We start from the raw sequence: 26,332 nt of genomic DNA, 5'->3' as shown, positions 1-26,332 counted from the left end.
GCAGTCGGTGCGGCAGGCAGTGCGGCAGTGAGGGTGGAGAAGCGCCGGCCGGTGCCGCTCCCGTCTTGGTGGCCCGGGTCGGGATGGCTGGGGTGCCGCCGCCCCTGCTGATCGCCGTGACCGTGGGCGTCGCATACTGGAACACAGACAGTCCGGGCACCGACCGGCGGGCCCGCCGACGTCTGGGAGCCGCGTGATGCCAAGCCGCCGCCGGACTCCCGAGGAGCCGCCACCCCCGCCTCCGCCCGACGGGATCCTATGGGACATCGCGGGCGACGTCCGCGCCCTGCTCGCCCTGCCCGCGGCGCTCACGATGCAGGTCGCGCACCCCGCGGTGGGCGCCGGCGTCGACACGTACTCCGCCTTCCGCACTGACCCCTGGGGGCGCGGCGAGCGCTCGCTGCGGTCGCTGCAGACCTGGGTGTACGGGGGCGAGAGCGCGGCCGAGGAGGGGCGCAGGCTGCGCGAACTGCACCAGCACATACGGGGCACGGACGCGCACGGCCGTGATTACCACGCGCTGACGCCCGCGTACTACGCGTGGGTGCACGCCACGGGGTTCCCCGTCTACCACCACGCTCAGAAGTACCTGGGCCGGCCCTTCACCGAGGCGCAGGAGCGGCAGCTGTACGCGGAGTGGCTTCAGGTCGGCCGGATCCTCGGCATCCACGACCGGGACATGCCGCAGACGATCGAGGAGTTCTGGCCGTACTACGCGAAGGTCCTGGCCGATGAGCTGGAGGAGACGGAGGTGGTGCGCGACCTGGTCGCCACGGATCGCCCGGTCCCGCCCCCGGACCGCGGCCCTTACCTGCTGAGGGTGACGCTGCGCGCCCTGTGGCCGCTGCTCCTGCCGCCCCTGGCCCGCTTCCGCCGCTTCATCACGATCGGCCTGATGCCGCCGGACGCGAGGGCGGCGATCGGCCTGCCGTGGACGGACGCCCAGGAGCGCCGCCTGTGCCGCCTCGGCCGGGTGATCCGCACGGTGGCCCCGCGCCTGCCGGAACGCCTCCGCTACTTGCCCCTGGCACGCAGGGCCAGGGCGCACAGGAGAATCACCGGCTCCGCCGAGCTCGTCCTCAATCGCCGGACGGACTGATGCCGCCACCCACCCGCCCTGCCCGGCGGGTGAGTGGGAAAGCATCCGTCGCGAAGCGGCGGTTCAGTGTCAGTGACCGTGCACACCGTTCGTCGCAGCGATCGACTTCCACGACTTCGGCGCAGCCGGGACCCCCGCGGCACGCGCGACCCCGGCACGGGCCGCGGCCGGAGCGGACGGCTTCGACGGCTGGTACAGCCACGCATCGAACAGCGCAGCGAGTGGCTTACCGGAAACCTTCTCCGCGTACTTCACGAAGTCCCCCACCTTCGCGTTCCCGTACGCATGCTCCTTCGGCCACCCCTTCAGGATCGCCGAGAAGGACTTCTCGCCGACCTTGTTGCGCAGCGCCTGCAGGGCCAGCGCCCCGCGGTCGTACACGGCGATGTCGAACTGGTTGTCCGGACCCGGGTCACCCGGCTTGACCTTCCAGAACGGGTCGTCGGCGGGGTGCTGCGCGTACACGTAGTCCGCCAGCTCCTGCGCCGTACCCTCGCCCTCCTTCTCCGACCACAGCCACTGGCTGTACCGCGCGAAGCCCTCGTTGATCCAGATGTCCTTCCAGCCGTCGACGGACACGCTGTCGCCGTACCACTGGTGGGCCAGCTCATGGACCACGACGGACACGTTGGAGCCGTTCGCGAACTGCCTCGGGCTGTAGAACGGCCGCGTCTGCGTCTCCAGGGCGAAACCGCTCGTCACGTTCGGGACGTACCCGCCCAGGGCGTTGAAGGGGTACTTGCCGAAGACGGTCTCCAGCCACTCCGTGACCTCGACCGACCGCTCGATGCTCGCCCGCGCGGCCCCCGCGTTGTCGCCGAGGTCCTTGCTGTAGGCGTTCAGGACGGGCAGGCCGTCCGCGGTCTTGTCCGTCGTGATGTCGAACTTGCCGACGGCGAGCGTCGTCAGATAGCTGGCCTGCGGCTTGTTCGAGCGCCAGTTGAAGCGCGTCCAGCCGAGCTTCGAACTCTGCGACTGCAGCACGCCGTTGGAGATGGCCTGCGAGCCGTCGGGCACGGACACCGAGACGTCGTACGTCGCCTTGTCCAGCGGGTGGTCGTTGGACGGGAACCACCAGGCGGCCGAATCCGGCTCCTGCGCGGCCACGCCGCCGTCCGGCGTGCGCGCCCACGCCGTGAAGCCGTTGATCTTCACCTCGGACGGCTTGCCCGCGTAACGGACGACGACGGTGATCGGCGTGCCCTTGGGCAGTCCGGCCGCCGGAGTGATCTCCAGCTCCTGCTCGCCGGACTTCTTGAAGGCGGCCTTCTTGCCGTTGACGCGTACCTCGCTGACCTTCAGGCCGAAGTCGAGGTTGAAGCGGGAGAGGTCCTGCGTCGTGGTGGCGTTGAGGGTCGCCGTGCCTTCGAGCAGATCGGTCTTCGGCTGGTACTTCAGCCGCAGGTCGTAGTGCGAGACGTCGTAGCCGCCGTTGCCGCTGGCCGGGTAATAGGGATCGCCGATACCCGGGGCCCCGGGCGTGAAGTCGGCGGCCGATGCCGGGATCGCCAGCAGCAGAGAGGCCGCGAGCGCGCCAGGGGCGATGAGTCTGCGGTGCACAAGAGCTCCAAGTCGTAGGGGCACTTCGGTAGGTGGCTCGACCTTATTGAGCCCTCTGGCCACGCGTCATGTCCACGGTCGCTGCTGTCACACGATCGCCATTCGGCCGACATGTGCCAAATCGCCCCATGAACCTGTCGTCGTCGCGTACTGCCCTCTGTCGCGCAGGAGTTGACCCGTGTACCTTCCGCGCCATGCCGATACGTGCGCGACGCACGCGCTTGATCTGGAGATCACTGCTGACGGCGGCCCTGGCCGCCCTGCTTGCCACGCTCGTGTCCCCGGGCGCCGCCCAAGGGGCGCCGAGCGCCCCGCGCGAGAGCAAGCCCGTCTACTCGTACGAGAGCGCGATCCGCGAATCCGTCTGGGTCGACACGAGGATCGACGGTGACGGCGACGGGAAGACCGACCGGGTCGCCGTCGACATCGTCCGGCCCCGCGAACCCGCCCAGCAGGGGCGGAAGATACCCGTGATCATGGACGCCAGCCCGTACTACTCCTGCTGCGGGCGCGGCAACGAGAGCCAGAAGAAGACCTACGACGCGGACGGCAACCCCGTCCAGTTCCCGCTCTACTACGACAACTACTTCGTGCCCCGCGGCTATGGATTCGTCGCCGTCGACCTCGCGGGGACGAACCGCTCCGACGGCTGCGTGGACGTCGGGGGCCGCTCCGACATCCAGTCCGCCAAGGCCGTCGTCGACTGGCTGAACGGCCGGGCCCGCGGCTACACCACCCGCACCGGGGGCAAGAACGCCGAGGCGTCCTGGACGAACGGCGCCACCGGCATGATCGGCAAGAGCTACGACGGGACCATCGCGCAGGGCGTGGCCGCCACCGGGGTGCGAGGTCTCAAGACCATTGTCCCGATCGGCGCGATCTCGTCCTGGTACGACTACTACTTCGCCAAGGGCGCCCCGCTCTACGACAGCGGCCCCGAGTGGCTGTCGGACTACGTGGAGAGCCCGGAGGCCAGGGCCCGCTGCGCCGCCGTACAGAAGCGACTTGTCGACGAAGCGCCCCGCACCGGGGACTGGACCCGGCTGTGGAGCGAGCGCGACTACACCCCGGACGCGGACAAGGTGAGGGCCAGCGTCTTCGCCGTACACGGCATGCAGGACCTCAACGTCCGCACGAAGCACTTCGGTCAGTGGTGGGACGCCCTCGCCGACGAGGGCGTGGACCGCAAGGTGTGGCTCAGCCAGACCGGTCACGTCGACCCGTTCGACTTCCGGCGCGGTGACTGGGTGCGCACCCTGCACCGCTGGTTCGACCACGAACTCCTCGGCTACGACAACGGCATCGACCGCGAGCCGATGGCCGACATCGAGCGTGCCCCCGGGCAGTGGACCACCGACCGCGTCTGGCCGCCGCGCGGCACCGACACGGTGAAACTCCGCCCAGGCAAGGGGACCGCACCCGGCGTCGGCACCCTCGGCACGCGCCCCGGCACCGGCAGTGAGACGTTCACCGACGACCCGAAGCTGAGCGAGACCGACTGGGCCGCCCGGGTCGACACCTCGACCCCGTCGAAGGCCGGCTTCATCAGCAGGCCGCTGGGCAGCGACCTGCGCCTGTCGGGCTCCTCCGAGGTGACCGTCACCGCCACCCCGACGACCCGCACCGCCCACCTCTCCGCGGTCCTCGTCGACCTCGGCCCCGCCACCATCCGCGACTACGCCGGCGCGGGCGAGGGCATCACCACGCTCCCCGAACGCACCTGCTGGGGTGCGAGCACCGCCGGTGACAGCTCCTGCTTCAAGGAGACGGCGCCGAAGACCGCCGACGTCGACTACACGGTGTTCAGCCGCGGCTGGGCCGACCTGGGCAACTGGGCCGACGACCACAAGGGCCGCCCCCTCACGCCGGGCAAGAAGCGCACGATCACCCTCGACCTGGCCGCGAGCGACCACGTCGTGCCGAAGGGCCACCGCCTCGCGCTGATCGTCGCGGGCACCGACAAGGACCTCATCGATCCCCCCGCCGACACTCCGACGCTCGCCATCGACCTGGCCCGTACATCGGCGAAGGTACCGCTGGTGGGCGGCGCCGAAGCGTTCAGGACCTCGTCCGGATCCGTCGCCCCGCGCGAATCCCGTCTCGACGGCGTGGCCCCGCCGCGTCCGTTCCGCCCCATCCCGGGAGGCAGCACTTCATGAGACCCCGCACCGGCCTCACGCCCCGCGTCCGCACCATGGTGCTCGCCTGCGCCACCGCCGCGCTCGCCGCGCCCCTCGTGACCGCGCCCGCGCAGGCGACGCCGACGCCACCCCGTACCGGATTCGAGGAGACCAACGGCGCACGCTGGACCAGTCAGCCCGAGGAACAGGACCTCCTCGCCGCCGTCGACAAGGCGACCGACCGGGTCTCTGTGTCCCGCATCGGCACCACCAAGCAGGACCGGCCCGTCCAACTGGTCCGCATCGGGGAACGCCCCACGAAGAACACGGTGTTGCTGATCTGCAGCCAGCACGGCGACGAACCGTCCGGCCGCGACGCCTGCCTGTCGACCATCCGCGACCTGGCGTACGCGAAGGACAAGAAGACCCGGAAGTTCCTCTCGCGCACCACGCTCCTCGTCGTCCCCACCGCCAACCCGGACGGCCGCGCCGCCGACACCCGCGGCAACTCCGACGGCGTCGACATCAACCGCGACCACCTCTCCCTGCAGACCGCGGAGGCCCGCGCCATGGCCGCCGTCATCCGCGACCGGCAGCCCGACTCGATCTACGACCTGCACGAGTACGGAGCGACCCCGAAGTACTACGACAAAGACCTGTTCGACCTGTGGCCGCGCAACCTGAACACCGACGAGGCGGTGCACAAGGAGGCGCAGACCCTCTCGCAGGCCTACGTCAGGCCCGCCGCCAACAAGGCGGGCCACACGACGGGGACGTACGGGATCTGGACCGACCCCGTGACCGGCGACCCGATCAAGCAGACGGCGGGCGACGGCCAGGAGCGCATCCTGCGCAACATGTCCGGCATCAAGCACGCGGCGGGCCTGCTCATCGAGAGCCGCGTCGACCCGCTCACCGATGCCGAGAAGAAGGACGAGGCGCTGAACAACCGGCGCCGCGTGAAGTCCCAACGCTCGGCGCTCGGCGGCCTGTTCGCCTACGCGGACGAGCGGCGCGGCCAGTTGGAGGCGGCCACCGGTGCGGCCCGCCTCGAAGGCTTCCGTGACCGAGGGCCCGTCTATGTCGGCGGTGCGGACAACGACCCCGCCGAGCCGTCCGAAGTGATCCAGGACCCGCCCTGCGGCTACCGGCTCGACGCCGCACAGTACGGCGACGTCAAGGATGAACTGGCCTTGCACGGAGTCAAGGTCAGGCCAGCGGGCAGGGGTGCCTACGTCCCCCTGCGGCAGTCGGCACGAAACCTCGTACCGTTGCTGCTCGACGAGCGTGCTCCCTATCACCTGCTGACGGGTAGGCCCGACACCGGCTGTTGAGCAGGTGAGAGGCGCGTCACATGTGGTAGGGGGTACGGAGAACATTGATCTGACGTATCCACTCTGTGAAAGGTGCCATTTGTGACGCAGGAACAGCAGAAAGCGGACAGTGGGGGAGGCCCGCCCGATTCGGGGGCGGGCCTGGCCGCCGAACGGGCCCCGCAGACCGACCGGATCGTGTTCGGTGTCACCGCCGTACTCACCCTGGCCTTCGTGGTCTGGGGCGCCGTGGCGACGGATTCGCTCGAGAAGACCTCGACGAAGATGCTCAACGGCCTGATCCACAACGGCGGCTGGGCCTTCATGCTGGCCGCGAGCGGCTTCGTCGTCTTCGCGCTCTGGCTCGCCGTCAGCCGGTACGGGAAGATCACCCTCGGCAAGGAGGGCGAGGAGCCGGAATTCCGCACCGTCTCCTGGGTCGCCATGATGTTCAGCGCCGGAATGGGCATCGGTCTGATGTTCTACGGCGTGAGCGAGCCGCTCGCCCACTTCACGACGCCCCCGCCGGGCACGGACCCCGCCGACTCCGCCGCGAAGATGGAAACGGCGATGGCCACGACCCTCTTCCACTGGACGCTCCACCCGTGGGCGATCTACGCGGTCGTGGGTCTTGCCATCGCGTACAGCACGTTCCGGCGTGAGCGCAGGCAGACCATCAGCGCCGTCTTCGAGCCGCTCATCGGCGCGAAGCACGCCCATGGCGCGTGGGGCAGGGTCATCGACATCATCGCCATCTTCGCCACGCTCTTCGGCTCGGCGGCTTCGCTGGGGCTCGGCGCGCTGCAGATCGGCAGTGGCTTCGAGGTGCTCGACTGGAGCAGCGATGTGCCCACCAGCCTGCTGGTGGCCATCATCGCCGTCCTGACCGTGGCGTTCGTGGCGTCCGCCATCTCCGGAGTGGAGAAGGGGGTGCAGTGGCTGTCGAACATCAACATGGTGCTCGCGTTCCTGCTCATCGTCTTCGTCTTCATCGTGGGTCCGACGGTGATCGTCCTCGACCTGCTCCCGACCTCGATCGGCGCCTACCTCGGGGATCTGCCCCAACTGGTCGGGCGCACGGAGGCGTCGAGCGGCAAGGGCGTCTCGGACTGGCTCGGCAGCTGGACGGTCTTCTACTGGGCCTGGTGGATCTCGTGGACGCCCTTCGTGGGCATGTTCATCGCGAGGATCAGCCGCGGCCGTACGATCCGCCAGTTCGTGGGCGGCGTCATCCTGGTGCCCAGCACCGTCAGCCTTCTCTGGTTCGCCGTGTTCGGCGGCACCGCGATGAAGGTGAAGGAGCGCGGCGGCCTCGCCGACGAGTCCACGCCCGAGGGGCAGCTCTTCGGTCTGCTGCACGAGTACCCGATCGCCACGGTGACGAGCCTGCTCGTCATGATCCTCGTGGGCATCTTCTTCGTCTCGGGCGCCGACGCGGCGTCGATCGTGATGGGCACGCTGTCGCAGAAGGGCGCGCTCGAACCCGGCAAGTTCGTGGTCGTGTTCTGGGGTGTCGTGACCGGAGCCGTGGCGGCGATCATGCTGCTCATCGGCGACGGATCGGGCAACGCCCTCCAGGGCCTGCAGAATCTGACGATCCTGGTGGCCGCGCCGTTCACCCTGGTGATGATCGGGATGTGCGTGGCGCTCATGCGGGACCTGCGCCAGGACCCGCTGATCGTGCGCGGCGAGCACGGCACGGAAGCCGTCGAGAAGGCCGTGATCGCGGGCCACGAGCAGTACGACGGTGACTTCGAGATCCGTATCGGCCCGAGCGACAACGGGGACGACGAGGGGGCGACCAAGGCCAAGTCGGTCTGAGTCCGCACCGCCCTCTTCCTTGTCGCACCACTCTCAGGAGGCGGCCCGCTTCGTCCGCGAAGCGCGCCGCCTCCTGCGTGCTTCCGCCCGTCCGTCCAGCCGGGCCGCGCCGTGTACGCCATCGACCATGCGTACGCCGTCCCGCGCCACCCGGGCCGCCAACTCCTCGTCCATGACCCGGAATTGGATCTATCGCCCTCGGCGAGCGCAGCGGAATGTGCCATGCCGTGCTCACATCACCCCCTAGATGGGGATACTCACACTATGTCTGCCGAGTACGCGACCTTCGGTCTGGCACCGGCCATGCGTGCCGGTGGGGTCCTCGCCAACGGTGACTACCAAGTCCACCGGGATTTCGTCGACTTCATCGTGAACGGGCGTCCGCTGCTGTTCCAGCTCTCCGACCTCGACGCCGTCTCCCCGCTCGCCTCCGACGTCCCACCCGCGATCTTCACCCACCATGTGCGCGGACTCCTCCTGGAGGCCGAGGCGCCCCTGCTCGACGGCCGGCACGTCATCTACGGCTGTCCCGAGTGCGAGGGCCTGGAGTGCGGGGCGGTCACGGCGGTCATCGAGCAGGCGCCGGACGGCACCGACACCTACGTATGGCGGGACTTCGCCTGGCAGACGGCCGAGCGGGCCGATCTGCAGCTCAACGGCTACCACGGCATAGGGCCCTTCCGCTTCCACGGCGCCGAATACCGCGAGGCGCTGCGGCAGTTGCTTGCGGACGGCGAACCCGCGGCGCGTCGCCGCAGGGTGCTCCTGATCGGCGCCCGCGTCGCCGTCCTCGCCAGGCTCGCGGCGGCGCTGCGCACGATCGGAGTCGGCGCCGAGATCGCGGCGGACGCGGCGGGCGTACCGCCGGACGAGCTGCGGACGTACGGGGCGGTGGCCTTCGGGCGGTCCGTCCCGGCGGCGACGCGCGAAGGGGTACGCGCGGCGTTCGAGGGGGCTGGGCTCCAGGTCGCGTACGTCGACGGCCTCGCCCCGATCATCCCGCTCCTGGTCGCCCAGATAGAACACGCCCTGGACCGCAGCCCGTTGGAGCTGCGCCGCCTGACGCGGCTCGCGGCGGCGGACGGCGCCGCGGGCGTCGACATCACCTCGACCTGCCGGGTCCAGCTCATCGCCTACCGCCTCGACCGACTCTCCCGCACCCAGACCCACCAGGTCTTCGACGGCGTCCTGGAGCCGGGAGAGCACCGGATCACCCTGGACGCGAAGGCGACAAAGGGCGAGTCGTTCGTGGTGGCACGAACGACGGACAGCGTGCTTACGGCGCCGATAGTGAGGTAGCGCAGGGCGGTAGGGGTGGCGAGGTGGGGCCCGGTAGTCGTTCGGGCAGGGAGGGGGGAGGGGGCCGCCTTCGAGGGGGCGCAGGTGGGCTTGCCTTGAGCAGGTGCCGCAGGGTGGAGATCCGTGGATGGCAACGGGGCGGCTCGGGTGGCGTGGCGCCCGCCGGTGGCGAGGGGCGTCAGGAGGGGCGTCAGGAGGAGCGTCAGGCAGGCCTGGGCGGGCGGGTTCGCTCGACGCGGGCGTTGGTCTGCCCCTGGCCTGGCCTGCTGCCGGGCGAGCCGGTCCGGGTCTCGCCTAAACTCGACCCCCTGATGACCGCAACCCTCGTCGCCAAGAACCTCGCCGCCGGCCACGGCGACCGCTCCCTCTTCTCCGCCCTCGAACTCGTCGTCGCCCCCGGTGACGTCATCGGCCTCGTGGGCGCCAACGGAGCGGGCAAGTCCACCCTCCTGCGCCTGCTCGCGGGCCTGGACACCCCGGAGACCGGCGAACTGCGCCTCTCCCCGCCCACCGCGGCCGTGGGCCACCTCCCGCAGGAGCCCGACCGCCGCCCCGGCGAGTCCATCCGCGCCTTCCTGGCCCGCCGCACCGGCGTCGAAGAGGCCCAGCGGACCATGGACGAGGCCACCCAGGGCCTGGTCGACGGAACCCCGGGCGCGGACGACGCGTACGCGACCAGCCTGGAGCGCTGGCTCGCGCTCGGCGGCGCCGACCTGGACGAGCGTGCGGAGGAGGTCGCCGCCTCGCTGGGCCTCGACGTCAGCCTCGACCAGCCCATGACCTCGCTCTCCGGCGGCCAGGCCGCCCGCGCGGGCCTCGCCTCGCTCCTCCTGTCCCGCTACGACGTGTTCCTCCTGGACGAGCCGACCAACGACCTCGACCTCGCGGGCCTCGAACGCCTGGAGAGCTTCGTACGCGGCCTGCGCGCCGGCACGGTGGTCGTCAGCCACGACCGCGAGTTCCTCACCCGCACCGTCACCAAGGTCCTGGAGCTCGACCTCGCCCAGCAGCAGATCAACCTCTACGGCGGTGGCTACGACGCCTATCTGGAGGAGCGCGACGTCGCGCGCCGGCACGCCCGCGACGAGTTCGAGGAGTATGCCGACAAGAAGTCCGCCCTGGAGGGCCGCGCCCAGATGCAGCGGGGCTGGATGGACAAGGGCGTCAAGAACGCCCGGCGCAAGGCGGGCGACAACGACAAGATCGGCAAGAACTTCCGCAGCGAATCCAGCGAGAAGCAGGCGGCGAAGGCCCGTCAGACGCAGCGCATGATCGAGCGGCTCGACGTCGTCGAGGAGCCCCGCAAGGAGTGGGAGCTGCAGATGGAGATCGCGTCGGCGCCGCGCTCCGGCAGCGTCGTCGCCACCCTCCGTGACGCCGAGGTGCACCGCGGCCACTTCACGCTCGGACCCGTGTCGCTGCAGATCGACTGGGCGGACCGGGTGGCGATCACCGGCGCGAACGGCTCGGGCAAGTCGACGCTGCTCGGCACCCTGCTGGGCCGCGTTCCCACGGACGCGGGCCACGCGGCCCTCGGCTCCGGGGTGCTCGTCGGCGAGGTGGACCAGGCCCGCGCGCTGTTCCACGGCCCGGAGTCGCTCCTGGACGCGTTCTGCGCGGCCGTGCCCGACACCGAACCGGCCGAAGTGCGCACGCTGCTCGCCAAGTTCGGCCTGAAGGCGGCGCACGTCCTGCGCCCCGCGGCCACCCTCTCGCCGGGCGAACGTACCCGCGCGGGCCTCGCGCTGCTCCAGGGCCGGGGCGTCAACCTCCTGGTCCTCGACGAGCCGACGAACCACCTCGACCTGCCGGCGATCGAGCAACTGGAGTCCGCCCTCGACGCCTACGAGGGCACGCTGCTCCTGGTCACGCACGACCGCAGGATGCTGGACGCGGTACGAGTGACGCGGCGCCTGGAAGTGACGGACGGCAAGGTAGCGGAACTTCCCGCTCCTTGAGGCTGCCGGGCAATCCGGTGGGTGGGCGGGAGACCCCCGGCCGTTAGGCCGGGAAAACCACCCACCCACCCGCAGACAAGTGCGTCAGCGCTTCTTCGGATCCAACAACCCGGCCCGCCGCAACGCATCAGCCATGGCGTCATTGGCAGGCGGCGGCCCTTGCCGCTGCTGCCGCTGACCCTGGCCACCGCCCTGGCGCTGGGGGCGCTGGCCCCCTTGCCCCCGCTGCTGCGGCGGACGCCCGCCGCGCTTCGGGCGCTCCTCGGTGGAGTCGGCCGCGGCCTCATCGTCCAGGCGCAGCGTCAGCGAGATCCGCTTGCGCGGAATGTCGACGTCCATCACCTTCACCTTGACGATGTCGCCCGGCTTCACCACGTCCCGCGGGTCCTTGACGAACGTCTTGGACATCGCGGAGACATGGACGAGCCCGTCCTGGTGGACACCGATGTCCACGAAGGCACCGAACGCCGCCACGTTCGTGACGACCCCTTCGAGCACCATCCCTGAGGCGAGGTCGGAGATCTTCTCGACGCCGTCCTTGAAGGTCGCCGTCTTGAACGCCGGACGCGGGTCGCGCCCCGGCTTTTCCAGCTCCTTCAAGATGTCGCTCACCGTGGGCAGACCGAAGGAGTCGTCCACGAACTCGTCCGCCCGCAGCGAGCGCAGCGTGGCCGTGTCGCCGATGAGCGAGGCGACCTCGCCGCCCGTCTTCTTCGCCATCTTGCGTACCACGGGATACGCCTCGGGGTGCACACTGGACGCGTCGAGCGGGTCGTCGCCGCCCCGGATGCGCAGGAAGCCCGCGCACTGCTCGTACGCCTTGGGGCCGAGCCGTGCCACGTCCTTGAGGCCCTTGCGGGAGGAGAAGGGGCCGTTCGTGTCGCGGTGCGACACGATGTTCTCGGCGAGGCCCGCGCCGATGCCGGAGACCCGGGCGAGCAGCGGGGCGGACGCCGTGTTCACGTCCACGCCGACGCCGTTCACACAGTCCTCGACGACCGCGTCCAGCGAGCGGGACAGCTTCAGCTCGGAGAGGTCGTGCTGGTACTGGCCGACGCCGATGGACTTCGGGTCGATCTTCACCAGCTCGGCGAGCGGGTCCTGCAGCCGTCTGGCGATGGACACGGCGCCGCGCAGCGACACGTCCATGTCGGGCAGCTCCTGCGAGGCGAACGCCGACGCGGAGTACACCGAGGCACCCGCCTCGGAGACCATCACCTTGGTGAGGTTCAACTCCGGGTGCTTCGTGATGAGTTCACCGGCGAGCTTGTCCGTCTCGCGGGACGCCGTGCCGTTCCCGATCGCGATCAGGTCGACCGCGTGCTCCTTGGCGAGCTTCGCGAGCGTGGCCAGGGACTGGTCCCACTTGTTCGCCGGGACGTGCGGGTTGATGACGTCCGTCGCGACGACCTTGCCGGTCGCGTCGACCACGGCGACCTTCACGCCCGTACGGAAACCGGGGTCGAGCCCCAGCGTCGCGCGCGTGCCCGCCGGTGCGGCGAGCAGCAGGTCGCGCAGGTTCGACGCGAAGACCCGCACGGCCTCGTCCTCGGCGCCCGTCCGCAGCCGAAGGCGCAGGTCGATGCCCAGGTGCACCAGGATGCGGGTCCGCCAGGACCAGCGCACGGTGTCCTGCAGCCACTTGTCCGCCGGGCGTCCGCGGTCCACGACGCCGAAGCGGTGCGCGACCATCCCCTCGTACGAAGAAGGCCCCTCCGTCGCCTCCTCCGGCTCCAGGACGAGGTCGAGCACGTCTTCCTTCTCGCCGCGCAGCATCGCCAGGACGCGGTGCGAGGGGAGCTCCTTGAAGGGCTCGGAGAAGTCGAAGTAGTCGGCGAACTTGGCGCCCGCCTCCTCCTTGCCGTCCCGGACCTTCGCGACGAGGCGCCCGCGCACCCACATGCGCTCGCGCAGCTCGCCGATCAGGTCGGCGTCCTCGGAGAACCGCTCGGCGAGGATCGAGCGCGCGCCGTCCAGGGCGGCCTGCGGATCGGCGACGCCCTTGTCGGCGTCCACGAAGGCCGATGCCGCGGCGACCGGATCCACCGACGGGTCGCCGAGCAGGCCGTCGGCCAGCGGCTCCAGGCCTGCCTCGCGGGCGATCTGCGCCTTCGTGCGCCGCTTCGGCTTGAACGGGAGGTAGATGTCCTCCAGGCGCGCCTTGGTGTCGGCGGCCCGGATCCGCGCCTCAAGATCGTCCGTGAGCTTGCCCTGCTCGCGGACCGATTCGAGGATCGCCGCGCGCCGCTCCTCGAGCTCCCGCAGATAACGCAGCCGCTCCTCGAGCGTGCGCAGCTGCGCGTCGTCGAGCATCTCGGTCGCTTCCTTGCGGTAGCGAGCGATGAAGGGCACCGTCGAGCCGCCGTCGAGCAGGTCGACGGCAGCCTTCACCTGCCGCTCCCGTACGCCGAGTTCTTCGGCGATCCTGCCTTCGATCGATGCTGGAGTGGACGTCTGCAGAGGTGCCACGTTTCCCGCCTTCTCACTGGGGTTGCGGGGCAATTGTGGCAGGTGGCACCGACAGCGGGGGGATCAGACCCGGCGTGCCCGCCCCGGGCGGCCTCCCGAACGGCGCCCCGTTCGCCGAGTGGAGTCGGAGGCACCGCCGAACAGCCGGGCAACGGCACGGAACGGCAGCGTCACCACGGTGGCGATGGCCGCGCCGATCTGACGCAGGACATCTGCGATCGCTCGGAACACGGGATTTCCCCTTTCGTCGCCGGTCCGGCGCATGACGCGCGGGACCGGAGACGAACGGGTACCTCGCACGGCGCCGTCCATGCCCGCGTGGTGGTGGCCGTGGGGCTACTCCTTGCCGAGCAGGTCCGCCGGGTACGCCCCCGCCTGGAGCGCCGCGCCCGCGAACACGGTCCCCAGCTCCGTCAGACGCTCGACGCCCGCCGCGCCCAGGTGCTCGTACGGTGCCCGGTCGAGGCGGTCCGTGGCCTCCTCGACGTCCTTGCGCAGCTCGACGCCCGCTTCCGTCAACTCGGACGCACCGTCGTGCAGTCCGCGGGCGCGGAGCCGCTCCACGGCGGCGTCCCAGTCCTCCTGGTTCCAGCCGCGCGTGGTGAAGTTCCACTTCGGCCGCATGCCCTTGCCGGTCGCCGTGTGGCTCACCAGTGCCTCCAGGCCGTCGAGTTCGGCGTGCTGGAGGGCCGTGAGGTGCCCGTCGCCCCGGTGCTCGCGCAGCAGCGTCGCGGCGTGCCAGAGCGCGAGGTGCGGCTGCTCGGGGACGGGCAGGTCCGCGTGGGCGGAGTACAGGGGGCGTGCGGAACGGGAGCAGGCCTCGGTGGCGCGCAGGGCGAGCTCGGCCGCCTCCGCCATCTCCGGGGACGCGAGGGCGTCCTCGCCGAGGAGGCGCCGAAGCGTCGTGTCGACGGCGCGCAGGCGGGCGGCGAGGACGTCCTCGGGGGACGCGGTGTCCCAGATGGCGGGCACGTGCTGGGCGACGGTCTCGTGTTTGTAGTTGTAGAAGGCCGCCGTGACCACTCCGGCGCCGACCCGGCCCATCGCCGCCGTGCGTGCGGCGAAGTTGACGGCCTTGGGGTGGGTGATCCCGATCTCGCCCAGCTCGCGGCCCGTGTCGGGTGAGAAGTAGTGCGTCGAGTGCAGCGAATTGAGCACGTTGTGACACCGGCGACCCGCGCGCGGGTGCAGTGCCGCGGCCTGGGCGGGGGGCTTGAGAGAAGTCATGACCGCACGCTACCGACTGGTTGGTATGGGGTGAAGCCCGGGGCGTCCGCACAGCCGGACCGCCCCTCTGCCGCCCCTCTGCCGCCCCCGGGTCGCCCCCGGGTCGCCCCCACGCCGCCTCCGCCGATGGCAGGAAAAGTGGGCCATTCGTCATTGCGGCCATCCCGCGCGAGGCCAAGGATCGGGGCATGGAGCAGCGAACTGTCCTGGTCGTCCTCTTCGACGGGGTCCAGAGCCTCGATGTCACGGGGCCTGTGGAGGTCTTCGCGGGCGCCGCCGCCTGCCGCGGCGGCGACGCTCCGGCGTACCGCATCGTCACCGCGTCCCTGGACGGCGCTCCCGTACGCACCTCAAGCGGCCTCACGCTCGTACCGGACTCCTCCCTGGCCGACGCCCCCGTGCCGCACACCCTGCTCACCCCGGGCGGCCTCGGCACCCGCGAGGCCGACCCCCGCCTGATCGACTGGCTGCGGACGAACGCCCCGCGGGCCCAGCGCCTGGTCTCGGTCTGCACCGGCGCCATCCTGTACGCGGAGGCGGGCCTCCTGGACGGCCGCCGTGCGACCACCCACTGGGCGTACTGCTCCAAGCTCGCCCGCGACCACCCCGCCATCGAGGTGGACCCCGATCCGATCTTCGTCCGCGACGGTCATGTCGCGACGTCCGCGGGCGTGACCGCGGGGATCGACCTGGCGCTGGCCCTCGTCGAGGAGGACCTGAGCCGGGACGAGGCCCTGACGGTCGCCCGCCATCTCGTCGTCTTCCTGCGGCGGCCGGGGAACCAGGCGCAGTTCAGCGCCCAGCTCGCCGTGCAGACGGCACAGCGCGAACCCCTGCGCGAGGTCCAGCAGTGGATCACCGAGCACCCCGACGAGGACCTCTGCGTCGAGTCGCTCGCCGCCCGTGCCCGGCTCTCGCCGCGGCACTTCGCCCGCACGTTCCAGACGGAGACGGGGATGACGCCGGGCAAGTACGTCGAACGCGTCCGCGTCGAGCATGCGCGCCGCCTCCTTGAGGACACCTCCCACGGCGTCGAGGAGGTCTCGCGCGCCTGTGGCTACGGCACCCCGGAGGCGATGCGCCGCGCCTTCGTCAAGACCCTCGGCGCGGCGCCCGCCGAGTACCGGCGGCGCTTCCACGCCCCTCTCGTTGCTCCTCCCGCCGTTCAGCCGGCACCCGCCCTCAACGGATAGGCACCCTCCATGCAGATCGCCATCGCCCTGTTCGAACGCTTCACCGCCCTGGACGCGGTCGGTCCGTACGAGACCCTCAGCCGCATGCCCGGCGCCGAGACCCTCTTCGTGGCGGAGCGCCCGGGCCCGGTGCGCAACGACAACGGCTCCCTCGCGCTCGTCGCCGACCGCGCTTTCACCGACGTGACCGAGCCCGATGTCGTGGTCGTCCCCGGCGGCCCCGGGCAGAGCGACCACATGGAGAACGCTGCGCTCCTGGGCTGGCTGCGGTCCGCCGACACCACCAGCACCTGGACGACGTCCGTGTGCACCGGATCCCTCCTGCTCGCCGCCGCCGGTCTGCTCAAGGGGCGCCGCGCCACCTCGCACTGGCTGGCACTCGCCGAGCTGGCGAGGTTCGGCGTGGAGGCGACGGACGAGCGGGTGGTGTTCGACGGCAAGTACGTCACCGCGGCCGGGGTCTCCTCCGGCATCGACATGGGGCTCGCCCTGATCGGCCGCATCGCGGGGGAGGGGCAGGCCCAGACCGTGCAGCTCCTCACCGAATACGACCCTCAGCCGCCCTACGACGCCGGATCCCCGCGGAAGGCGCCCGCGCACCTCGTCGAGAAGTTCCGCGCGGGGAGCCGCTTCAGCCAGTAACGCTGTCCCCGGGCGTGCCGCCCTCCGGCGTCCACGTGAAACGCGGCTCGCGGCGCTCCAGGAAGGCGGCGACCCCCTCGGCGGCGTCGCCGCCCGCACGCGTCTGTTCGCCCCAGTGGGCGTCCCGGTCCAGGCGGCCGTCGGCGTACTCCTTGGCCGCGGCCTGCGTCAGCTGTGAACGCGCGGCGAGGACGGCGGTGAACTCCGCGACCCGCTTGTCCAGTTCGTCCCCCGGCAGCACCTCGTCCACCAGACCGGTGCGCAGCGCACGCCCCGCGTCGATCAACTCGCCCGAGAACAAGAGGTACTTGGCGGTCGCGGGCCCCACAAGCGACACCAGGCGCCGGGTGGACGACGACGGATAGACGATGCCGAGCTTCGCCGGAGTGATCCCGAACAGGGCGCCCTCGTCCGCGAACCGCAGATCGCAGGCCGCCGCGAGCTGGCTTCCGCCGCCCACGCAGTATCCGCGCACCGCGGCGAGCGTCGGCTTGGGGAAGGCCGCGAGCGCCTCCTCGGCCCGCACCGCCAGATCCTGCGCCTGGCCGGGCGACTCCCGCAGCGAGGAGATGTCGGCCCCCGCGCAGAAGGTCCCGCCCTCGCCGGTCAGCACGACCGCTCGCACGGCCGGATCGGCGGCGAGCCCGGCGAGCAGCGGCGGCACCTGACGCCACATGTCCGCCGTCATGGCGTTGCGCTTCGCCGGATGGTCGATGACGACGGTGGCGACGCCGTGGGTGACGGCCTGCCTCAGCTGCGGCTCCATGCGCAGGATGCTATCCGCCCTACTCGAACGTACGATCAAGAAGGGGCGGCCCTGAGAACTCTGCGCGACGGGGGAAGCAGGACGGAGACGCTGATGGCCCGACCCAAGAGCGCCAAGACCACCAAGACCGCCCCGCCGGATGCCCAGGGCGCCAAGCAGCTCAGCCGCAGTCTCGGCTGGCTGGCCCTGCTGGGCGCGATCCTCGCGCTGGCGGGGATCGTCGGCCTCGTCTACACAGGCCTCGCCACCCTCACCTCCATGCTCCTCTTCGGCTGGCTGCTCCTGATCGGCGGCTGTGTCGGTCTGCTGCACGCGGTGCAGTCGCGCGGCACGAACTTCTTCTGGCTGGGCGTGGTCGTGGCCGCCCTGAACCTCGCCGCCGGTGTCGTGATCATCCGCAGGCCGGACGTGGCGGCGGAGGCGCTGACGATGTTCGCCGCGCTGCTCTTCCTGACCGGTGGTGTCTTCCGTCTGGTCGGCAGCCTGGTGGTGCGCGGCCCGCAGTTCGGCTGGACGCTCGTGCAGGGCGCCTTCGGGCTGCTTCTCGGCATCCTGGTGCTCGCCAACTGGCCCAGCAGCAGCCAGTACGTGATCGGCTGCTTCTTCTCGCTCGCGCTGCTCTTCGACGGCCTCGGCCTGCTTGCCGCGGGCCTCGGAGGGCGGCGGATCGTGAGCATGGTCGCGGAGGACCGGCAGCCGGGCGGGCCGGGCGGTCCAGACGGTCCGGACGGTCCGGACGGTGCGGACAACCCGTACAACCCGAAGAACGCTTGAAAGCGAACCGGCGAGGACAAGAAGCGCCATAAAACTGACCCGGTTTGGCGTCAGCGATCAAATTCCGTCGATAGTCGCTGACTTCTGGTCAGTCATACGGTCCGGACCAGGACATTCTCAACACTCGATGCGTGGTGACAATCGAGCGCAAGGGCGGCGACCCGACGATGGGCGACGACGGGAGGGGTCCCGGCCCATTCCCTCGGGAGGCCGGAAAGGTGCCGTACGAAGGCGTGTGGCGGTTCACCGCCGCCGCCGTGGACGCCTCGGTGCCCCAGGCCCGGCACGCCGTACGCGACCTGCTCGCCCGGCAGGGCGTGCCCGTATCGGACGACCTCGTGCAGGGTCTGCTCCTGATCGTCTCCGAACTGGTCACCAACGCGGTGCGGCACGCGGCCCTGCTCTCGCCGATGCTCGCGGTGGAGGTGGCGGTCGGCGCCGAGTGGGTGCGGGTCTCCGTGGAGGACGACCACCCCTACCGCCCGACCGCCCTGGTGGCCGACCACGGTCAGACCGGCGGCCGCGGCCTTCTCCTCGTCCGCGAGATCACGCAGGAGGCGGGCGGCGCCTGCGACGTCGAACACACCGCGAGCGGGGGCAAGGTCATCTGGGCGGCCCTGCCCCTGAAGCCCAACGGCACCGGTTAGAACGGGAGTCGGGTCACCAGCCGGCGGACGGCCCCGTCAGCTCCCGGATCGCGGGCCGCGCCGAGTCCAGGACGGTCATGAACCACGCGGAGAACGGCCCCTCGGCATGCCGCTCCGCCAGCTCACCGGCCGTCACGAACGCGGTCTCGCCGACCTCGGACGGGTCGGGCCGCAGCGGCGACTGGACCATCCCCACGAAGAGATGGTTGAACTCCTGCTCCACCAGGCCCGAGTCGGGGTCCGGGTGGTTGTAGCGCACCGTGCCGGCCTCCGCGAGCAGCGAGGGCGAGACGCCCAGCTCCTCGTACGTGCGGCGCGCGGCGGCCGCGAACGGCGCCTCGCCGGGGTACGGGTGGCCGCAGCAGGTGTTCGACCAGACGCCGGGGGAGTGGTACTTGCCCAGGGCGCGCTGCTGCAGCAACAGCCGCCCCTGCTCGTCGAAGAGGAAGACGGAGAACGCCCGGTGCAGCTGCCCGGGCGCCTGATGCGCGGAGAGTTTCTCCGCTGTGCCGATCGTCCTGCCGTCCTCGTCGACGAGTTCCAGCAAGATCGCTTCTCCGGTGCCGTTCGACGAGCTGTTCGCCGCGGTGGCAGGTGTGGTCGGCATACCCATCCTTCGCTTCGGTCTTCGAGCCTCAAGTCTGCCGCACGCGACCGCCCCTCCTGGCAAGGAACCACCGGAAGCCACCCTCACCGGTGTCGGCGCCGGCGTCAGTGGCAGAGCTTCGCCTCGTGCTCCGCGTGGCCCACTGGCTCCAGCTGGAAGGTGCAGTGCTCCACGTCGAAGTGGTCGCCCAGGCAGCCCTGCAGCTCGTGCAGCATCTTCTCGTGGCCGATCCCGTTGAGCGTCTCGGTGCTGACGACCACGTGCGCGGAGAGGACCGGCATCCCCGAGGTGATGGTCCAGGCGTGCAGGTCGTGGACGTCCTCGACGCCCGGCAGATCCAGTATGTGCGAGCGGACCTCGGCCATGTTCACGCCCTTCGGGGCGGACTCAAGGAGCACGTTCAGGGTCTCCCGGAGGAGCTTCACCGTACGCGGGACGATCATGAGGCCGATGACCAGCGAGGCGATCGGGTCCGCCGCCTGCCAGCCTGTGGTCAGGATGAGCACCGCCGCGACGATCACGGCCAGGGAGCCCAGCGCGTCGGCCATGACCTCCAGGAAGGCGCCGCGCACGTTCAGGCTGTCCTTCTGGCCGCGCATCAGGAGCGAGAGGGAGATGATGTTCGCCACCAGGCCGATGACACCGAAGACGATGGTCAGGCCGCCCTCGGTCTCGGCGGGCGTGATGAACCGCTGGATCGCCTCGTACAGGACGTAGCCGCCGACGCCTAGCAGTAGCAGGCAGTTGGCGAGTGCGGCGAGGATCTCGGCCCGGGCGTAGCCGAAGGTGCGGTTCTCCGTCGCCGGGCGGTTGGCGAACTGGATCGCGAGCAGTGCCATGCCGAGCCCCAGCGCGTCCGTCGCCATGTGCGTCGCGTCCGCGATGAGCGCGAGCGAATCCGCCATGAGGCCGCCGACGATCTCGACGACCATGACGGTGATCGTGATCGAGAGCGCGATGCGCAGCCGCCCTCGGTACGCCGCTGTCGCCGTCCCCCCGTGTGTGTGTCCGTGGTCGTGCCCAGCCCCCATGGAAGCCGCCTCCGTGTGGTCGGTATCGGTCTTCTGTCCCCTGGTCGCGCGTCTGCCGCGATCACAGTGAACTACGGGGTGGGGGTATCCGGCAACACGGCACTGAACACCGTTGTCATATGCTCTGACCTGCGGAAATGATCGCAGGTCAGAGCGTTGACGTCATCAGGGGCGGCGCGCCTCGGGGTGGTGGAGGCACCAGCCGGCCCACGCGGATTCGACCATCTCGCGTACCGTGCGCCGCGCCTTCCAGCCGAGCTTCTCGGCGGCCAGACCGGCGTCCGCGACGGCACGCGGGGCGTCGCCCTCGCGGCGCGGCTCGACGAGCGCCGGCCGGTGGTCACCGGAGATCTCACCGATGAGGGTGACGAGTTCGCGTACGGAAACTCCCTCGCCGCGGCCGATGTTCACCGTCAGGTCGCCCTCGGGGTGCGCCTCGACGCGGCGGGCCGCCGCGAGGTGGGCGTCGGCGAGGTCGGCCACGTGGATGTAGTCACGGACGCAGGTGCCGTCCGGCGTCGGGTGGTCGTCACCGAAGATTCGCGGCGACTCGTCGCGGGTGAGCCGGTCGAAGACCATCGGGACCACGTTGTAGACCCCGGTGTCCGCGAGCTCGGGGGCCGAGGCGCCCGCCACGTTGAAGTAGCGCAAGCACACGGTCGCGATGCCGTGCGCCCGGCCCGCGGCCCGCACCAGCCACTCCCCGGCGAGCTTCGTCTCGCCGTACGGGTTGATCGGCACGCAGGGGGTGTCCTCCGCCACCAGGGCCACGTCGGGCGGGTTGCCGTACACCGCGGCCGACGAGGAGAAGACGAACCGCTTGATGCCCGCATCGGCCACCGCTTCGAGCAGCGTCACCAGGCCGCCGACGTTCTCCCGGTAGTAGCGCAGCGGCTGCTCCACGGATTCGCCGACCTGCTTGCGTGCCGCGAGGTGCACCACACCCGTCACCTCGTGCTCGGCGAAGACCCGCCGCAGCAGATCACCGTCGAGCGATGAGCCCCTGATGAGCGGAATGTCCGCGGGAAGCCGCTCCGGCACACCGGCCGACACGTCGTCGAGGACGATCACCCGCTCCCCGGCACCGGCCATCGCCCGCGCCACATGTGCCCCGATATAACCCGCTCCACCTGTGATCATCCATGTCATGGGCGTCGACTTTATGTCGTTTGTGCCGGTCACATGAAGCGCGGTTTGTGGGTGCCGCCCCCGATCGACCATGATGATCGAGTTGGCGGAGGCCTCTGCAGGTTCTGCTTATGGGGCCGTAAACGGGCGGTGAACGCCCGCTTCCCATCATCCGATAGCCTCTGCCGACGTGCCGCCCGGCCGCTGCCGGCCAGGGGCGCCCCTCATCACGCACGTGCCCGGCGCGAGCCGCGCCGGCAATCAAGGAGTGAGTTCGTCTGTCGACCGCCATCCTGACCGGTCAGCCGGTCCCCGGGTCGCCGCTCGAAGGCGATCTGCGGTCCCTGGGATTTGACGTACGGGTCGCCTCCGACACGGCGGACACCGAGACGCTGCTCGCCGCCGTCCCGGCCGGACAGCGGGTCGCCGTCGTCGACGCGCGCTTCGTGGGCCACGTCCACGCCCTCCGCCTCGGCCTGACGGACCCGCGCTTCGCCGCGTCGGCCGTCCCCGGCGCCGTGACCGCGCAGCCCGAGGCCAGGGCGGACCTGACGCGTGCGCTGCGGTCCACCACGGGCTCGGGCAACGGCGGCGGCTCCGCCCTGACGGTGGAGGCGCTCGCGGACCACGTCTCCGAGACCCTGGCCGCCGAAGGCCGCGACGTCCACCGCCCCGACCTCGGCACCCTCGTCGCCACCGTGCCCAGCGATCCTCAGGCACGGAACGAGGCGCGGCAGGCCGTGGCCGCCGTGGACGACGAGGCCGTACGCCTGCGGACCGCGGTCAAGTCGCGGGACGGCTTCTTCACGACGTACTGCATCTCCCCTTACTCGCGTTACATCGCCCGCTGGTGCGCGCGCCGCGGCCTCACCCCGAACCAGGTCACGACGGCCTCGCTGCTCGTCGCCCTGATCGCGGCGGGCTGCGCGGCCACCGGCACCCGCCCCGGCTTCGTCGCGGCCGGCCTGCTGCTGCTCTTCTCCTTCGTCCTGGACTGCACGGACGGGCAGCTCGCCCGCTACTCCCTGCAGTACTCGACGCTGGGCGCCTGGCTGGACGCGACCTTCGACCGGGCCAAGGAGTACGCCTACTACGCGGGCCTCGCGCTCGGCGCGGCGAACGCCACCGGCGACGACGTATGGGCGCTCGCGCTCGGCGCGATGGTCCTGCAGACCTGCCGGCACGTCGTGGACTTCTCGTTCAACGAGGCGAATCACGACGCCACCGCCAACACCAGCCCCACCGCTGCCCTCTCCGACAAGCTCGACAGCGTCGGCTGGACGGTCTGGCTGCGCCGCATGATCGTGCTGCCGATCGGCGAGCGCTGGGCCCTGATCGCCGTGCTCACCGCGGTGACCACCCCGCGCATCACCCTGATCGTGCTGCTCATCGGCTGTGGACTCGCCGCCTGCTACACCACGGCCGGCCGTGTCCTGCGCTCGCTGACCCGCAAGGCCACCCGCACCGACCGCGCCGCCCAGGCACTCGCGGACCTCGCCGACACCGGCCCGCTCGCGACCGCCTTCGCCGCACTCAGGCTCCGCGGCCCGGCGCTGCCCGCGCCGCTGCTCGCCTTCGCCGGCGGCGCCGTGCTGGTCTGCGTGGCGGGACTCACGTCGTACGGCAGCCCGTGGGTGATCGTCGCCGCGGTGATCCACGTCGTCACTTCGGGCCTCGCCGTCGCCCGCCCCCTCAAGGGCGCCCTCGACTGGCTGGTCCCGCCGTTCTTCCGCGCGGCCGAGTACGGCACGATCCTGCTGCTCGCCGCCAACGCGGACGTGAACGGCGCCTTGCCCGCGGCTTTCGGACTGGTGTCCGCCGTCGCCTACCATCACTACGACACGGTGTACCGCATCCGCGGCGACGCAGGCGCGCCGCCGCACTGGCTGGTGCGGGCGATCGGCGGGCATGAGGGCAGGACGCTCGCGGTCGCTCTCGCCGCCGCTCTGCTCACCGACACAGATTTCACCGTCGCGCTCACGGCACTCGCCGTGGCCGTGGCACTCGTGGTGCTCGTCGAGAGCATCCGCTTCTGGGTGACCGCTCACAAACGTGGAGCACCCGCCGTACACGATGAAGGAGAACCCGCATGATCGGCCTCGTGCTGGCGGCCGGCGCCGGACGGCGTCTTCGCCCCTACACCGACACGCTCCCCAAGGCCCTGGTGCCGGTCGACGGTGACACCACCATCCTCGACCTGACCCTCGGCAACTTCGCGGAGATCGGTCTCACCGAGGTAGCGATCATCGTCGGCTACCGCAAGGAGGCCGTCTACGACCGCAAGGCGGCGCTCGAGGCGAAGTACGGCCTCAAGCTCACGCTGATCGACAACGACAAGGCCGAGGAGTGGAACAACGCCTACTCCCTCTGGTGCGGCCGTGACTCGATCAAGCACACCGTGATCCTCGCCAACGGCGACACGGTGCACCCGGTCTCCGTCGAGAAGACGCTGCTCGCCGCCCGCGGCGACGGCAAGAAGATCATCCTCGCCCTCGACACGGTGAAGAACCTCGCCGACGAGGAGATGAAGGTCATCGTGGACCCCGCCAAGGGCGTCCAGAAGATCACCAAGCTGATGGATCCGGCGACGGCCACCGGTGAGTACATCGGCGTCACCCTCATCGAGGGCGAAGCGGCCGACGAGCTCGCCGACGCGCTGAAGACCACCTTCGAGCGCGACCCCGACCTCTACTACGAGGACGGCTACCAGGAGCTCGTCAACCGCGGCTTCAAGATCGACGTGGAGCCGATCGGCGACGTCAAGTGGGTCGAGATCGACAACCACGACGACCTCGCCAAGGGCCGGGAGATCGCGTGCCAGTACTGACGAGGCTCATCCCCTCGCCGGTCGTCGTGGACATCCGGCCGGGGGCGCTCAACGACCTGGCCGGTGTCCTCGCGGACCAGCGGATCTGCTCGTCAACCGGCAAACTCGCCATCGCCATCAGCGGCGGCTCCGGCGCGGTGCTCCGGCAGCGGCTCGAACCGTCGCTGCCCAGCGCCGAGTGGTTCGAGGTCGGCGGCGGCACGCTCGATGACGCCATCAAGCTCGCCGACGCCATCAAGAAGGGCCGCTACGACGCGGTCGTGGGCCTCGGCGGCGGCAAGATCATCGACTGCGCCAAGTTCGCCGCCGCGCGGGTCGGCCTGCCGCTGGTCGCCGTCGCGACGAACCTGTCGCACGACGGTCTGTGCTCGCCGGTCGCCACGCTCGACAACGACGCGGGCCGCGGCTCGTACGGAGTCCCGAACCCCATCGCGGTCGTCATCGACCTCGATGTGATCCGTGAGGCTCCCGTACGGTTCGTGCGCTCCGGCATCGGCGACGCCCTGTCCAACATCTCCGCGATCGCGGACTGGGAGCTCGCCGCACGTGAGCGCGGCGAGGACATCGACGGCCTCGCGGCCGCGATGGCGCGCCAGGCCGGCGAGGCCGTCCTGCGCCACCCCGGTGGCGTGGGCGACGACGCCTTCCTGCAGGTCCTCGCCGAGGGTCTGGTCCTCACCGGCATCGCGATGTCCGTGTCGGGCGACTCCCGCCCGGCGTCCGGCGCCTGCCACGAGATCAACCACGCCTTCGACCTCCTCTTCCCCAAGCGCGCTGCCAGCCACGGCGAGCAGTGCGGCCTGGGCGCGGCCTTCGCGATGTTCCTGCGCGGGGCACGCGAGGAGTCGCTGTACATGGTGGAGGTCCTGCGCAGGCACGGCCTCCCCGTGACGCCGCAGGAGATCGGCTTCACCGTGGACGAGTTCGTCCAGGTCGTGGAGTACGCCCCGCAGACGCGCCCCGGGCGCTACACGATCCTCGAGCACCTCAATCTGAATTCCGACCAGATCAAGGACGCATACGCCGACTATGCCAAGGCCATCGGTAGCTGAACTCCGCCCCGTCGTTCACCCCGCAGGGGTGAAGGACCGGCGCAGCGGTGAGCACTGGGCGGGACGCCTGTACATGCGAGAGATCTCGCTGCGCTGCGACCGCTACCTGGTGAACACCAGGATCACGCCCAACCAGCTCACGTATCTGATGACCGTGGCAGGCGCCCTCGCCGCCCCGGCGCTTCTGGTGCCGGGGATCACGGGCGCCGTGCTCGGCGTGATCATGGTCCAGCTGTATCTCCTGCTCGACTGCGTCGACGGCGAGATCGCCCGCTGGCGCAAGCAGTACTCCATGGCCGGGGTCTACCTCGACCGTGTCGCCGCCTATCTGTGCGACGCCGCGGTCCTGGTCGGCTTCGGTCTGCGCGCCGCCGATCTGTGGGGCTCGGGCCGCATCGACTGGCTGTGGGCCTTCCTCGGCACGCTCGCCGCGCTCGGCGCCATCCTGATCAAGGCGGAGACCGACCTCGTCGGTGTCGCCCGTCACCAGCAGGGCCTGGCGCCGGTCAAGGAGTCGGCCTCCGAGCCGCGCTCCTCCGGCATGGCCCTGGCCCGCAAGGCCGCGGGCGCGCTGAAGTTCCACCGGCTCGTGCTCGGCATCGAGGCGTCCCTGCTCATCCTGGTCCTCGCGATCGTGGACCAGGTGCGTGGCGACCTGTTCTTCTCGCGGGTCGGTGTCGCCGTACTCGCCGGCATCGCACTCCTCCAGACCCTGCTGCACCTCGTGTCCATCCTCGCTTCCAGCAGGCTGAAGTGAGTGCGGCGGGGAGCCGGCCCCTGAAGGTCGGCGCGGTCATCA

The 26,332-nt window shown here is 70.7% G+C and carries 23 protein-coding genes; 14 read left to right on the top strand and 9 right to left on the bottom strand.

The window, feature by feature from the left end:
• The first annotated feature begins 196 nt into the window (after positions 1-196).
• Positions 197-1,099: an oxygenase MpaB family protein gene (locus AB0E78_RS09195; RefSeq protein ID WP_361829887.1), complete on the top strand. Its 903-nt coding sequence runs from the start codon at positions 197-199 to the stop codon at positions 1,097-1,099.
• A 69-nt stretch (positions 1,100-1,168) separates the two neighbouring features.
• Here AB0E78_RS09195 and AB0E78_RS09190 read toward each other — a convergent pair whose 3' ends face one another.
• Complete coding sequence (locus AB0E78_RS09190; RefSeq protein ID WP_361829885.1) at positions 1,169-2,659, bottom strand: M1 family metallopeptidase; 1,491 nt, start codon at positions 2,657-2,659, stop codon at positions 1,169-1,171.
• A gap of 194 nt (positions 2,660-2,853) precedes the next feature.
• Between AB0E78_RS09190 and AB0E78_RS09185 the strand changes: the two genes are divergently transcribed.
• The 3 genes from AB0E78_RS09185 (at position 2,854) to AB0E78_RS09175 (ending at position 7,913) form a co-directional block, all read left to right on the top strand.
• A complete protein-coding gene (locus AB0E78_RS09185) occupies positions 2,854-4,818 on the top strand; it encodes a Xaa-Pro dipeptidyl-peptidase (RefSeq protein ID WP_361829883.1) in 1,965 nt (654 codons plus the stop codon).
• Positions 4,815-6,113: a M14 family metallocarboxypeptidase gene (locus AB0E78_RS09180; protein ID WP_361829881.1), complete on the top strand. Its 1,299-nt coding sequence runs from the start codon at positions 4,815-4,817 to the stop codon at positions 6,111-6,113. The genes AB0E78_RS09185 and AB0E78_RS09180 overlap by 4 nt, the downstream gene beginning before the upstream one ends.
• Positions 6,114-6,254: 141 nt before the next feature.
• Positions 6,255-7,913, top strand: a complete 1,659-nt coding sequence (locus AB0E78_RS09175; RefSeq protein WP_361830431.1) for a BCCT family transporter — start codon at positions 6,255-6,257, stop codon at positions 7,911-7,913.
• Between the two features lie 33 nt (positions 7,914-7,946).
• On the opposite strand, the gene AB0E78_RS09170 is transcribed toward AB0E78_RS09175, so the two are convergent.
• Positions 7,947-8,087 (bottom strand): hypothetical protein, encoded by a 141-nt coding sequence (locus AB0E78_RS09170; protein ID WP_361829879.1) that lies wholly within the window; start codon positions 8,085-8,087, stop codon positions 7,947-7,949.
• A 90-nt stretch (positions 8,088-8,177) separates the two neighbouring features.
• Between AB0E78_RS09170 and AB0E78_RS09165 the strand changes: the two genes are divergently transcribed.
• Together AB0E78_RS09165 and AB0E78_RS09160 are read left to right on the top strand one after the other, a co-directional pair.
• Positions 8,178-9,212, top strand: coding sequence for an oxidoreductase (locus AB0E78_RS09165; RefSeq protein ID WP_361829877.1), 1,035 nt, complete (start codon positions 8,178-8,180; stop codon positions 9,210-9,212).
• 311 nt (positions 9,213-9,523) lie between these two features.
• On the top strand, positions 9,524-11,170 hold the full coding sequence (locus AB0E78_RS09160) for an ABC-F family ATP-binding cassette domain-containing protein (protein WP_361829876.1): 1,647 nt from the start codon (positions 9,524-9,526) through the stop codon (positions 11,168-11,170).
• Positions 11,171-11,254: 84 nt separating this feature from the next.
• Here the strand turns inward: AB0E78_RS09160 and AB0E78_RS09155 are convergent, their stop codons facing one another.
• From AB0E78_RS09155 to AB0E78_RS09145, 3 genes are all read right to left on the bottom strand, one after another.
• Positions 11,255-13,639, bottom strand: coding sequence for a Tex family protein (locus AB0E78_RS09155; protein ID WP_361829875.1), 2,385 nt, complete (start codon positions 13,637-13,639; stop codon positions 11,255-11,257).
• Positions 13,640-13,702: 63 nt separating this feature from the next.
• Complete coding sequence (locus AB0E78_RS09150; RefSeq protein WP_361829873.1) at positions 13,703-13,870, bottom strand: LPFR motif small protein; 168 nt, start codon at positions 13,868-13,870, stop codon at positions 13,703-13,705.
• Between the two features lie 105 nt (positions 13,871-13,975).
• Positions 13,976-14,866 (bottom strand): hypothetical protein, encoded by an 891-nt coding sequence (locus AB0E78_RS09145; RefSeq protein WP_361829871.1) that lies wholly within the window; start codon positions 14,864-14,866, stop codon positions 13,976-13,978.
• Between the two features lie 188 nt (positions 14,867-15,054).
• Between AB0E78_RS09145 and AB0E78_RS09140 the strand changes: the two genes are divergently transcribed.
• Both AB0E78_RS09140 and AB0E78_RS09135 read left to right on the top strand, forming a co-directional pair.
• Entirely contained in the window at positions 15,055-16,059 is a 1,005-nt protein-coding gene (locus AB0E78_RS09140) for a GlxA family transcriptional regulator (RefSeq protein ID WP_361829869.1), read from the top strand.
• Between the two features lie 9 nt (positions 16,060-16,068).
• Positions 16,069-16,701, top strand: coding sequence for a DJ-1/PfpI family protein (locus tag AB0E78_RS09135; protein WP_361829867.1), 633 nt, complete (start codon positions 16,069-16,071; stop codon positions 16,699-16,701).
• Here AB0E78_RS09135 and AB0E78_RS09130 read toward each other — a convergent pair.
• Positions 16,691-17,467 (bottom strand): enoyl-CoA hydratase-related protein, encoded by a 777-nt coding sequence (locus tag AB0E78_RS09130; RefSeq protein WP_361829866.1) that lies wholly within the window; start codon positions 17,465-17,467, stop codon positions 16,691-16,693. The genes AB0E78_RS09135 and AB0E78_RS09130 overlap by 11 nt on opposite strands.
• Before the next feature lie 93 nt (positions 17,468-17,560).
• Here AB0E78_RS09130 and AB0E78_RS09125 point away from each other — a divergent pair, with 93 nt between their 5' ends.
• Positions 17,561-18,241 carry a DUF308 domain-containing protein gene (locus AB0E78_RS09125; protein ID WP_361829865.1) on the top strand — a complete coding sequence of 227 codons (681 nt, stop codon included), beginning with the start codon at positions 17,561-17,563 and terminating at the stop codon, positions 18,239-18,241.
• Positions 18,242-18,408: 167 nt separating this feature from the next.
• Positions 18,409-18,888, top strand: a complete 480-nt coding sequence (locus AB0E78_RS09120) for an ATP-binding protein (RefSeq protein WP_361830429.1) — start codon at positions 18,409-18,411, stop codon at positions 18,886-18,888.
• Positions 18,889-18,901: 13 nt separating this feature from the next.
• On the opposite strand, the gene idi is transcribed toward AB0E78_RS09120, so the two are convergent.
• The 3 genes from idi to galE all read right to left on the bottom strand — a co-directional run bounded on the left by idi (position 18,902) and on the right by galE (position 21,675).
• Entirely contained in the window at positions 18,902-19,495 is a 594-nt protein-coding gene (idi, locus tag AB0E78_RS09115) for an isopentenyl-diphosphate Delta-isomerase (RefSeq protein ID WP_361829863.1), read from the bottom strand.
• Positions 19,496-19,599: 104 nt separating this feature from the next.
• Positions 19,600-20,526, bottom strand: a complete 927-nt coding sequence (locus AB0E78_RS09110) for a cation diffusion facilitator family transporter (RefSeq protein ID WP_361829861.1) — start codon at positions 20,524-20,526, stop codon at positions 19,600-19,602.
• Positions 20,527-20,691: 165 nt separating this feature from the next.
• On the bottom strand, positions 20,692-21,675 hold the full coding sequence (galE, locus tag AB0E78_RS09105) for a UDP-glucose 4-epimerase GalE (RefSeq protein WP_361829859.1): 984 nt from the start codon (positions 21,673-21,675) through the stop codon (positions 20,692-20,694).
• Between the two features lie 257 nt (positions 21,676-21,932).
• Here galE and AB0E78_RS09100 point away from each other — a divergent pair, with 257 nt between their 5' ends.
• From AB0E78_RS09100 to AB0E78_RS09085, 4 genes are read left to right on the top strand one after another with little or no spacing between them, the layout of a single operon-like run.
• On the top strand, positions 21,933-23,747 hold the full coding sequence (locus AB0E78_RS09100; RefSeq protein ID WP_361830427.1) for a DUF5941 domain-containing protein: 1,815 nt from the start codon (positions 21,933-21,935) through the stop codon (positions 23,745-23,747).
• Positions 23,744-24,481, top strand: a complete 738-nt coding sequence (locus tag AB0E78_RS09095; RefSeq protein ID WP_361829857.1) for a phosphocholine cytidylyltransferase family protein — start codon at positions 23,744-23,746, stop codon at positions 24,479-24,481. The genes AB0E78_RS09100 and AB0E78_RS09095 overlap by 4 nt, the downstream gene beginning before the upstream one ends.
• On the top strand, positions 24,469-25,533 hold the full coding sequence (locus AB0E78_RS09090; protein ID WP_361829855.1) for an iron-containing alcohol dehydrogenase family protein: 1,065 nt from the start codon (positions 24,469-24,471) through the stop codon (positions 25,531-25,533). Before AB0E78_RS09095 ends, AB0E78_RS09090 begins: the two co-directional genes overlap by 13 nt.
• On the top strand, positions 25,511-26,290 hold the full coding sequence (locus AB0E78_RS09085) for a CDP-alcohol phosphatidyltransferase family protein (RefSeq protein ID WP_361829853.1): 780 nt from the start codon (positions 25,511-25,513) through the stop codon (positions 26,288-26,290). Before AB0E78_RS09090 ends, AB0E78_RS09085 begins: the two co-directional genes overlap by 23 nt.
• The last annotated feature ends 42 nt before the right edge of the window (positions 26,291-26,332 follow it).

It is taken from the genome of Streptomyces sp. NPDC032198 (assembly GCF_040636975.1).
GTDB lineage: Bacteria > Actinomycetota > Actinomycetes > Streptomycetales > Streptomycetaceae > Streptomyces.
The sequence above is the reverse complement of the archived record's forward strand: the minus strand, read 5'-3'. Positions and strand labels throughout refer to the sequence as shown.